Source organism: Fibrobacter sp., assembly GCF_045112255.1.
Classification (GTDB): Bacteria; Fibrobacterota; Fibrobacteria; order Fibrobacterales; family Fibrobacteraceae; genus Fibrobacter.
Map to the genome: position 1 here is coordinate 90,538 of NZ_JBGUHR010000042.1, position 9,844 is coordinate 100,381.

General features: G+C 49.8%; 9 protein-coding genes and 1 tRNA gene. 9 read left to right on the forward strand and 1 reads right to left on the reverse strand.

What is annotated here, in order from left to right; all coding sequences use genetic code 11:
- Nucleotides 1-3 precede the first annotated feature (3 nt).
- Nucleotides 4-465, forward strand: coding sequence for a type II secretion system protein (locus ACJMM9_RS05575; RefSeq protein WP_405324571.1), 462 nt, complete (start codon nucleotides 4-6; stop codon nucleotides 463-465).
- 74 nt (nucleotides 466-539) lie between these two features.
- On the opposite strand, the gene ACJMM9_RS05580 is transcribed toward ACJMM9_RS05575, so the two are convergent.
- Nucleotides 540-1,931 carry a toxin-antitoxin system YwqK family antitoxin gene (locus tag ACJMM9_RS05580; protein WP_405324573.1) on the reverse strand — a complete coding sequence of 464 codons (1,392 nt, stop codon included), beginning with the start codon at nucleotides 1,929-1,931 and terminating at the stop codon, nucleotides 540-542.
- A gap of 76 nt (nucleotides 1,932-2,007) precedes the next feature.
- On the opposite strand from ACJMM9_RS05580, the gene ACJMM9_RS05585 reads away from it, so the two are divergent.
- The 8 genes from ACJMM9_RS05585 (at nucleotide 2,008) to ACJMM9_RS05620 (ending at nucleotide 9,432) form a co-directional block, all read left to right on the forward strand.
- Nucleotides 2,008-2,754: a hypothetical protein gene (locus ACJMM9_RS05585; protein ID WP_405324575.1), complete on the forward strand. Its 747-nt coding sequence runs from the start codon at nucleotides 2,008-2,010 to the stop codon at nucleotides 2,752-2,754.
- Between the two features lies 1 nt (nucleotide 2,755).
- Nucleotides 2,756-3,346, forward strand: coding sequence for a hypothetical protein (locus ACJMM9_RS05590; RefSeq protein ID WP_405324577.1), 591 nt, complete (start codon nucleotides 2,756-2,758; stop codon nucleotides 3,344-3,346).
- Nucleotides 3,343-4,128: a hypothetical protein gene (locus tag ACJMM9_RS05595; protein WP_405324579.1), complete on the forward strand. Its 786-nt coding sequence runs from the start codon at nucleotides 3,343-3,345 to the stop codon at nucleotides 4,126-4,128. The genes ACJMM9_RS05590 and ACJMM9_RS05595 overlap by 4 nt, the downstream gene beginning before the upstream one ends.
- Before the next feature lie 83 nt (nucleotides 4,129-4,211).
- Nucleotides 4,212-4,295, forward strand: a tRNA-Leu gene (locus ACJMM9_RS05600).
- Nucleotides 4,296-4,459: 164 nt separating this feature from the next.
- Nucleotides 4,460-5,074 carry a GNAT family N-acetyltransferase gene (locus ACJMM9_RS05605; RefSeq protein WP_405324581.1) on the forward strand — a complete coding sequence of 205 codons (615 nt, stop codon included), beginning with the start codon at nucleotides 4,460-4,462 and terminating at the stop codon, nucleotides 5,072-5,074.
- 496 nt (nucleotides 5,075-5,570) lie between these two features.
- Nucleotides 5,571-6,416, forward strand: coding sequence for a TIGR02147 family protein (locus tag ACJMM9_RS05610; RefSeq protein ID WP_405324583.1), 846 nt, complete (start codon nucleotides 5,571-5,573; stop codon nucleotides 6,414-6,416).
- The gene (locus ACJMM9_RS05615; protein ID WP_405324585.1) at nucleotides 6,413-7,681 is read left to right on the forward strand and encodes a carbohydrate binding domain-containing protein; all 1,269 of its coding nucleotides are present in this window, start codon (nucleotides 6,413-6,415) and stop codon (nucleotides 7,679-7,681) included. Before ACJMM9_RS05610 ends, ACJMM9_RS05615 begins: the two co-directional genes overlap by 4 nt.
- A gap of 20 nt (nucleotides 7,682-7,701) precedes the next feature.
- Complete coding sequence (locus ACJMM9_RS05620) at nucleotides 7,702-9,432, forward strand: maltotransferase domain-containing protein (RefSeq protein WP_405324587.1); 1,731 nt, start codon at nucleotides 7,702-7,704, stop codon at nucleotides 9,430-9,432.
- Nucleotides 9,433-9,844: the final 412 nt, after the last annotated feature.

The following is a 9,844-nucleotide window of genomic DNA, read 5'->3' on the forward strand; positions in this document are numbered from 1 at the left end:
ACTATGACGAAACTTTTGAAAAATAAGAAAGGCTTCGGTATTGTAGAGATCCTGGTCGCAGCTGCGGTCCTTGGTTTTATGTATATGGCTGTGCTCAATCTCCAGGGCGGTAACCACGATGCCTTGTTGCGCATTCGCGGACGCGATGGAGCAATTGAAGTTGCTCAGCAGGTTCTGGATTCCCTTAAGTCTATAGGGATTGCGGCGATCCCGTCGAAGTCTCTTTCCGATACGACTTTTGAAGTTCCCGATATCGACCGCAAATGGGCCCGTGGCCTTGGCGATTCTGCAACGGTGACTTATTCGCCGATGGTGACTGTCGCCCCGACTCAGAACTACACGTCGCAATCTTCGTCGCAGTTCGAGACGGTTTCGCATATTTACGCCAAACAGGTGAAAGTCAAAGTTTCCTGGAACTTCAAAGGTTCCACGCAGTCTATCGAAGTCTCGAGTGTTATTAGATAATTCGGAGTTCGGAATTCGGAATGTGGAATTGAAATAATTGCGGCGAAGCCGCCTAATTAAATAACTCCTAATTCCTAATTACCTAGTATATGCATGATTACGGGCCGGTTCTTGCCGGCTTCTGTTTTATGTATCGTGAGCTTGCCGGTGCTGTCGTAACTGAACTGCTCGCCGACGCGTTCCCCGTTCACGTAGTTGAGGCTGTCTTTCAAGATACCGCTCGGGTACCAGTTGCGCCAGATGCCGTGACGCTTGGAGTACCCGTCTGCGTCTGTTTGCCAGAAGCCTTCGCTTGCCATTCTGCCGCCCATGCTGTCCGGGTAGAAGCTACGGCTTGTCTGGATATGCGGATCGACATGTGTGGTCTGCTTGTCGTCGGCCCACAATTCTTCGTACAAAAGAACGTGACCTTTTTGAATGTAGCGGAGCGTTGCCGGGTACTTGCCGATGCTTTTCTTGAAATCGTCTTTATGGCTTAAAGTGCAAGAGTCGAGTGTTCCATTGGGTTTTTCTGAATGGACGAATAAGGTTTCTGCACAGAACAGCGTGGATGAGCTTGCGCACGTCCCGTAAGCGATGCCTGAATTACTATGGGGCGGGTCGGTTGAATCTGCAACAAAATTGCTTTCGCGGATAACATTATTGTTCTCGTCGAACCATTGGATTTTTTCACGACCGTATATATAATCGGACTTGATTTTTCTGATGAAGGTTCCATCCGCTCTGTAAAAAGTTAGCGGCAACGGGTCGGCTCCGGCCCATATAATCCCTTCTTCCATGATTTGTGCTTGTTCACAATTCTGGGTGGAATCGGCTGGGCCGTATGATTCGTAGTATTTTTTGTATGAACCATGTAAGCGACCGTCGGGACATTCAAATTCTTCTAGGATTTTGCAGTTGCGGCCATATCGCTTGATGAATCCCGAATATGGTATGTATTTACCATCTTTTGTAAATTCAGGTTTATTCAGATGGCAACTGTTTTCTTCGGCAAGTACGCCATTGTCGTGCCATTTTTTCCATACGCCTACGACTTTTCCTTTGTCGTCGTAATGTTGTTCGAATGATTTTAGCCCGTTAAAATGAAAGCCTTCCCAGTCGCCAACAGGGTGGTCGTCTTTATAGAACTGGACCGCTTCGACTTTCTTGTTCTGGTAGTAGACCGTCCACTTGCCGTCTTTTTTCCCTTTGTTGTAGCGCCCAATCATTGCGACATCGCCAAAGCCTGTCCAGCGCTTGAATTCCCCGTGCGGGAGGCTGTCTTCGTAAGGAATCTCGAGTTCCTTGATGCCGTCGTTGTACCATTCGTTACGCTTGAGGATGGTGCCGTCGGGGTAGACCCAGATGGATGTCTTTTTGACGCCGTTTGCATGCCTTGCGAGGATATGTTCTTCAGCCCGCTCGACTGTACAGCCGGCGAAATAGCATAAAATGGCAAAAAAGACGATTAAATGACGGAGTTTCATTGTTCGTAAAGTAGAAAAAAAGTAATTTCTAGGTGTGAACGGACAGACAAAAAAAACAATTGCAGAAACTTTGCACATGAAAATCCAGACGCCCTGGATTTGGCTTGTCGTCGTTCTTACGATTTGTTTGACGGCGCTGTTTTATGTTTCGCAAAAACCGCAGGTCGCCGTTTATTCCCAGTACGTGAAGTCGCTTTGCGATTACCAGCTTGCCGATGCGAGCCTCATGCGTTCGATGGAACGTGTCCGTAGCGGTTACGAAGTGGATTCGGCGGTGGTGCTTGCGCAGATGATGACGCTTCGCGAAGTGGCGCTCTCGTTTGAGGCTGGCATCCAGAAACTTGAACAGTCGGGCTTTTCGGCGCCTCCGGCGGCGTCGGTTTCGCAATTCAAATCGAGCGTCCTCGCGAAGGTCTCGTGCTTGCAGCGCTACCTTTCGGAACGCTCGGCATGGCATGGCGATTTGGAATGTGTTTACCGCCTGTTGGAGATGAACGCCTCGGATGCCGATTTGCCGCTTTTGCGCAAGCTGGATTCTGCTCGTGCAGGGTATGACGTGTTGCTGGATGACCTTGTGTTGCCGGAGTCGATCAACAAGCGTGTGGTGTCATTGCTTGAGAAAAATCGGAACTTGCACAATGTCTGGAACCAGTTTGATAACGATAAAACGCTCAGCGTGAGCGATGAACTGCTCCACTTTTTCCAGATGGAATACGTGAAAGAAATTTCATTGTCGGCGAAAGTTCCGCTGGCGTTCTATTTCTTGTCGCTTGTGCTTTTGCTTGCTACATTCTTCTTTATATTCAAGTCTAACAAGGATTAAAATGTCTGTATTTCGTGTTCGTAAAGTTGCTTTTATCAATTTTGGATTGCTGTTCATCTTCCTTGCGAGCTGGATTTCGTGGTACATGTACCCTCTCGCGAGAAGCGTTACGAAGGAGTTCTCTTTTGAATACGGCTTCGCTGCGGCTGAGTGGGAAGAGCACTTCTTTTATGGCAAGGTGAGCTATGCCGCTGTTCCGAGCTTGTTTGGTGGTTCGAACATTCCTTTTTTTGATAAAATCTATTTCCAGCTTAACGGGGATTCCAAGTGCACGTTTGTCCTTTATGCGAACGATGAAATCCTGGACGAACTTGCGGAATGGTACGATTTTTCGGCTGCAAATGCAAGCGAAATCCCGATGGAAGTGCGCGCGGTTAAAGTGGGGGACAAGTATGTCGTGAAGTCCATGACCTCGACAGAGGGGGCGCTCAGCTGGGAATATTTGATGGACGAATTCCATTTTTACTGGTGCTTTGTGGGCTTGTGTCTTGTCGCCTTTATGGTTGTTGCTGGGGTCGCCTTGATTCTTGTGGGGTTAGTGCATAAGCCGCGCCAATTGAAATCCCGGCCTTTGCCAAACGGTGCTGAATGATGAACCGGTCCGTTTTTTTTGTGGCGCTGCTGTTTGCCTTTTTCATTACGGGTGGGCAGGCCCTTGCTGCGCAGGATTCTCTTTTTGTCCCGGTTGGAATGTCCGGGAATGAAAGCGCAACGGGAATCTGGTGGCCGGAACCTGTGGCCAAGAAAGCGGCTAAAGTAAGTAAGTCCAGGATTGCGAAGCGTGATGAAGATTTGCGCGCTGTTCGCGAGGGGGCTTCGGTTGTTGTTTGGTTTCACGGTGGCATGAGTAGTGGCAATTGCGAAAAGGGATTTGTTGCCGGAGCTGATTTTGCGGAACTTTATCCTGAAAAAATAGTGGTGAGCGTTTCTGCCTGCCGCGAGAACCATTGGCTGACGAGGGACATGATTGACGCTGTCGATGCGGCGCTTGATTCCGTGGCTGCTGGTCGAAAGGCTCCGGTGGAGCGCGTGTCGCTGGTGGGAATTTCGGATGGCACTCTTGGAGTCTTGGCCTATTCGGTTGAAGGTCGCCGGAAGGTGGATGACCGTTTACTGATGAGTTCATTCGGAAAATTCCTGGGGGAGCCGGCGGTGCTTGCGTCTCAGAAAAAAATGCAGTCGGGGCGTTTCCGCTTTTTGCAGGGGGGCAAGGATAGGCTTTATCCGTCTGACCAGACGGTCCCGTGGATAACGGATTTTTGCAAGGTGGTTTCGGTGGACTGCGAACTCCGGTTCGACCCGGAGGGCGAACATGACTGGAGCTACTGGAAGGGCAAGCGCATGAACTGGATCCGCGAGGCCATCCGCAAATAATTTGGGCTTTGCGCACAAATAACCGCCAAATTCAAGCGACCCCTTGACAAAAGGGCTATTTTTTTCAAAATTTGGTGCACCACGCGGATGTGGTGGAATTGGTAGACACGCTAGATTCAGGTTCTAGTGCCTGCAAGGGCATGAAGGTTCAAGTCCTTTCATCCGCACTGAAAAACCCGGTAGTTCGCTATCGGGTTTTTCTGTCATCCTCGAAGCGGAGCGAAGGGGATCCATAATTTCTTGATATAACTGGATTCTTTGCCATTAACGGTTCAGAATTACGTTGTAATTATGTACTCTTTTGGGAGATTGTTTTTTGCGAAAGGTCATAATGAGCGATTGTTTAGACGATGGACTTTGCGGATTCTCGCTGCAAGAGGTTGTGGGCGAGCGCGTTCTACTGCGCCCGCTTGGCGAGGCGGACGTGCAGCCGCTGTTTGAACTGATCGAGGAATCCCGTGAGTTCTTGTCGGTGCATTTGCCGTGGCCGGGCGAGGAATGCTTTACTCCCGAAGATGTTTCTGCGAAAATTGAGGCTTGGGACTTGCAGGCGCAGATGGCAAACGGTGCCTGCTGGGGCATCTTCGAGAAGGCTGCGGGCGGTAGTGTGGACTCTGGTGCATCTGCTGGTTTGAAAATCGCGGGTTGCATTATGCTTGGCTGGGTGCAGTGGAAAAACCGCTCGGCGACTGTTAGCTATTGGCTTGGTAAGGATTTTTGCGGCCGTGGTCTTGCGACTGAAGCGCTTTTGCTCGTGGCGGGCGAATCTTTTGCGATGGGGCTGAACCGCCTTGAACTGACGGCGGCGGTCAACAACCCGAAGAGCGCCGCTGTTGCTCTCCGTGCCGGATTTACGGAAGAAGGTGTCTGCCGGGAGTATGAACGTATCCATGGGCGCTTCGAAGACCATGTCCGCTTCTCGCTTCTCGCGAGAGATTTTTGCTGATCCCCTTGCTGTCACCCCGGACTTGCCCTGTATTCGCTATTAAAAAGTTACTGGATGGGGCTAAAGCCTGACTCTTTGGCTCGGCTTAAAGAATGTACAAGCGCATTCTGAACTGTATGGATCCTCCTAGCGGAGGATGACGTTGGCCGGGCACTCGCTCGATGCATTTGTCGCCTCTCGTCTGGCTACGGGGCGTTGCGGGGTGCCCCCGCTAGAAGGGGTGATGGAAGACCCGGCATTTTTTCGCGATAGGGATTGGCGACCCCGGCACGGTGGCCGGGGTGACATTGTAAGCCGGGGCTGCAATCAGGGGGATTCTTCCCCCTTTTTAATAAAAAGCTATGGATTGCCGCGTCGCTGCGCTCCTCGCAATGACGTTTACTGCCGTTCTCTCGTCTTTAGTCTCTAGTCTCTCGTCTAATATGGTTACCTGAGTAAACGAGAAAAGCTTTTTATTCTTTGATTTTGTGGTGGAAGACTTCTATTTTATAGCTGTATGGAAACAGGAGAAAATCGCATAGTTGAACCTGATGTTTTGCAGTACACGAACTATCGTGTGTTTTTGCGGGATTATTACGAGTTCAAGAAGAAGACGGTTCCGGCGTTCAGCCTCCGGTTCTTCGCGGAAAAGGCTGGGCTTTCGAGCCATGCCCATCTCAAGCTCACGATTGACGGCAAGCGGAATATTACAAAGAACACGGTTGTAAAGCTCATTCACGGTCTCGGATTGGATGGCCAGCGAGCTGCATATTTTGAAAGTCTAGTTTTTTTCAATCAGGCACAGACGGATGCGGATAAGCAGGTCTATTACGCCCAGCTATTGAAGGCGAGTCCGCGCTCCAAGCTGCACAAGATGGATTCTGCCCAGCTTCGTATTTTCCGTGAATGGCATCATTCTGCGATTCTTGAGATGGTGGCTCTCAAGGATTTTCGGCCTGTTCCCGACTGGATTTCAAAGCGTCTCGGCGGGCTTGTGACGCCTGCCCAGGTGGTGGAATCGCTCAAGCTTCTCGTTGAACTTGGCCTCCTGGTGAAAACTGCTAATGGCTACCGGCAGCGCGACCCTTTGATTACGACGGATGACGAAGTCCAGGATTTGATGGTCAAGATGTATCATCAGCAGATGTTCAAGCTCTCGTCGGACATGCTTTCTGCGCTTCCGGCGGCTCAAAGGGATGTTTCTGCGCTGACTTTTAGCATTAAGCGCGAAGATTTCCCGAATTTGAAAAAACATTTGCAACTTATGCGCAAAGAACTGCTAGATTTCTCTGCAAAAGCGGGAGAAGCTGAAGAGGTGGTGCAAATCAACATCCAGCTTTACCCTCTTACACGAGGAGTATGATGCGTTTCTTGAGGTCAATTGCTGTCTGCGCGCTTATGGCGTTGTTGTTTGTCGGATGTTCTGGTTCCGATGCCTCGGCTGGTATTGAAATTGGAAATCCGGAAATCCAAAGCGTGGCTCTCACAGCTGATTTCTCGATTGACTATTCTGACGCAAAGCCGATGATGCTTGCTAAGTCTGCATCGACGGAAGAAGATGTGGTCATAGATACGTTCCATTTGACGTTGATGAACATAATCTCGTATAGCAGTTTCTATACGGGGGTATCAACGGATGAATATGATGGCGGCGTACGGCTCTGGCCTTACAGGGATAATCCGGCGGCGGTACTTCCCATTTCGTTTACGGAGGGGGAATTCGTTAAGGATGCCTTTGATAATATCAACTTGAAGAGGGACGGATTCCTTAAGGAAATTGGCGTTGGCTTCGAAGTGAATCAAAGTCACGGGGTCAATACGATCTGTGGCCGAGTCCGTAAGGACGGCAAGAAAATCCCGTTTGTCTACGAACTGTCCAACTTCCAGTCGTTCTCGTTGCGTTACCATTTCTCGCAGATTGACGTACAGGATTCGGCTGTTAATTTGTTTGTTGTATTCCGTGTGCATCGCTTTGCAGACGTGCTTGACTTTGCCTCGGCTGAAATCGGGGAAGATGGCGTTATCCACATCAGCAAGACGGAAAATGAAAGCCTATGGAAACTGCTGAACGAACGCTTTGTTCCTAGCTTCCAGGCGTTGCGCTATGAATATTCAAATGCGAGAGGCCGTACGGTCAGCGATTATGTCGATGATATTTGGGATGGCATGAGCGAAGTCTTTAACAAGAACTTGATTACGAATGGTGACTTTAAGGACGGCGGTAAGGACTGGATATTCCATACGCAGTTCCGAGGGGTGGCTGACACGACAATTGTCCAGGAAAAGAATTCAAATGTAATGAGCGTTCGTGTGACTAATGGTGGTGATACCTCTTTTAGTGTCCAGCTGCTCCATGAAAATATTCCTGTAGTTGCTGGTGCGACGTACAAGTTTGTATTTACCATCTGGTCCGATGTCGAGGATTCTGTTACGGCCCGCTTGGGAACGTACTTGCGCTATACGACTAATGGTTTCCAGGAACATGTCTTTGTATCGAAGGCTGGAAAATCGTTTGAAATAGAATTTTCGCCATCGGTTACGGACCCGTTTGCTCGCCTGGATTTGAATCTGGGCCGCAGGAAACGGACGTTCTGGATCAAGGACGTGCAGTTGATTAGAATTAAGTAGTTTGCTAAATTCTAATCATTATGGCAACTATTCCAACTCTAAAAGAAAATCTCGTTATTGAAAATATCCGCCCGAGCATCGAGGGCGGCCGCTTCATGCTCAAGCGTGAACCCGGTGACACCGTGACCCTCCAGGCAGACATCTTCCGCCACAGTCACGAAAAGTACGATGCTGCGATTTTTTACCGCCACGTTTCCAAGAAAAAATGGGAACAGGCTCCGATGCACTTTGTGGATAACGACCTTTGGGAAGGCTCCTTCACGGTCGGAAACATCGGCTATTACGAATACAAGATTTGCGCATGGACCAAGGAACCGAAGGACGTTCCGACTGAAAGCCCGGTGATGAAGCTTCGCGTGGACCCGGTCTACAGTCGCGTGGGTACGTGGTACGAAATGTGGCCGAAGAGCCAGGGCACGGACCCGAACAAGAGTGCAACGTGGAAGGATTGCGAAAAGCAGCTCGACTACATTGCAGGGCTTGGCTTTGATACGGTTTACCTTGTTCCGATTCACCCGATTGGTGTCACGAACCGCAAGGGCGCAAACAATGCGCTCCACGCCAAGGTTGACAAGAAGGGAAATCCGCTTGAACCGGGATGCCCGTATGCCGTCGGTAACAAGAACGGCGGCCATTACGATGTGGACCCGGAACTTGGGACCATGAAGGACTTCGAACATTTTGCAAAGGCCGCTCGCGCCAAGGGACTTCGCCTTGCGCTCGATATCGCGCTCAACTGCAGCCCGGACCATCCGTATGTGAAGTCTCATCCGGAATGGTTCTATCACGAACCGGATGGCAGCATCAAGTTCGCCGAAAACCCGCCCAAGAAGTACGAAGATATTTATCCGTTCGACTACTACAACGAGAACTACAAGGCCCTGTGGAAAGAAATCGAGAACATTATTTTGTTCTGGGCCGACAAGGGTGTTGAAATTTTCCGTATCGATAACCCGCATACCAAACCGTTCCCGTTCTGGGAATGGCTCATCGCCGACGTGAAGGAAAAGCGCCCGGAACTTGTGTTCCTTGCCGAAGCTTTCACGCGCCCGAAGATGATGCACCGCCTTGCAAAGTCCGGCTTTGACATGAGTTACACGTATTTCGCATGGCGCTCTGCAAAGTGGGAATTCGAACAGTATTTGAAGGAACTTACGCAGTCTGACGCTAAGGAATACATGCGTGGTATCTTCTTCCCGACGACGCCGGATATCTTCCCGAAGTATCTTGCGTACAAAGGTGCAAACGCCTTTAAGCAGCGCTATTTCTTGGCCGCAACGCTTTCGAGCCTCACGGGTATGTACAACGGATATGAACTCTGCGAAAACATCCCGAGCCCGATCAAGGAAGAACTCGCCGATAGCGAAAAGTATCAGTACAAAGTACACAACTGGTCTGGTCCGGGCATTCAAGACTTTGTTCGCCGTCTGAATGTCGCCCGTCAGGAACATGTTGCGTTGCAGGAATACGATAACCTCGATTTCCATTACGCTCAGAACGAACAGCTCATGGTTTACTCCAAGAAGTCTGGCGATGACGTGATTCTCTGCGTGTGCAACATGGATATGGACCACGTGCAAGAAGGTATTGTTGAACTCGACATGGCTAAGCTTGGCCTCCAGAACGATTCGTTCTTCTTCTTGAAGGATATCGTGACCGACGAAAGCTATGTCTGGCGTGGCAACAAGAACTACGTGAAGCTGGACCCTGCAAAGGCCCCTGGCCACATGTTCGTGGTGAAGAAGATTTAATCGCACACGAAAAACGATCGCGTCTCGTGATCCTGAGGTCAATTCATTCTCGTCATCCTGAGGGGTTTACCCCGAAGGATCCAGTTAAATCTCGTATAAAAAGTCCCGGAAGCTCCACTCCCGGGGCTTTTTTTATTCCGTCACCCTGAACGAAGTGAAGGGTCCAGTTATTTTTCCACCTATGTCACCCCGTCATCACGTCATCCTGACGCCTAAGGCAGAAGACAACCTCAAAAGGCGAGCGTCGCGGTCATACTTGTATGGACATGACCGAGCCAAAGAGGTCGGGGCATGCCCCCATCTAATCATTTCTCGCGCATGGCAAAAAAGATTTCTGTTTACATTTTGTGAATAATCTGTCGCGCGGCGGCATACATCCCGTTTTTAGCGAAAAAAGTGAAAAAAAGTGAAT

Bases quoted from the DNA above. Each gene is read 5' to 3' on its own strand.
- ACJMM9_RS05575 (WP_405324571.1), top strand. From the start codon at position 4: ATGACGAAACTTTTGAAAAATAAGAAAGGCTTCGGTATTGTAGAGATC.
- ACJMM9_RS05580 (WP_405324573.1), bottom strand. From the start codon at position 1,931: ATGAAACTCCGTCATTTAATCGTCTTTTTTGCCATTTTATGCTATTTC.
- ACJMM9_RS05585 (WP_405324575.1), top strand. From the start codon at position 2,008: ATGAAAATCCAGACGCCCTGGATTTGGCTTGTCGTCGTTCTTACGATT.
- ACJMM9_RS05590 (WP_405324577.1), top strand. From the start codon at position 2,756: ATGTCTGTATTTCGTGTTCGTAAAGTTGCTTTTATCAATTTTGGATTG.
- ACJMM9_RS05595 (WP_405324579.1), top strand. From the start codon at position 3,343: ATGATGAACCGGTCCGTTTTTTTTGTGGCGCTGCTGTTTGCCTTTTTC.
- ACJMM9_RS05605 (WP_405324581.1), top strand. From the start codon at position 4,460: ATGAGCGATTGTTTAGACGATGGACTTTGCGGATTCTCGCTGCAAGAG.
- ACJMM9_RS05610 (WP_405324583.1), top strand. From the start codon at position 5,571: ATGGAAACAGGAGAAAATCGCATAGTTGAACCTGATGTTTTGCAGTAC.
- ACJMM9_RS05615 (WP_405324585.1), top strand. From the start codon at position 6,413: ATGATGCGTTTCTTGAGGTCAATTGCTGTCTGCGCGCTTATGGCGTTG.
- ACJMM9_RS05620 (WP_405324587.1), top strand. From the start codon at position 7,702: ATGGCAACTATTCCAACTCTAAAAGAAAATCTCGTTATTGAAAATATC.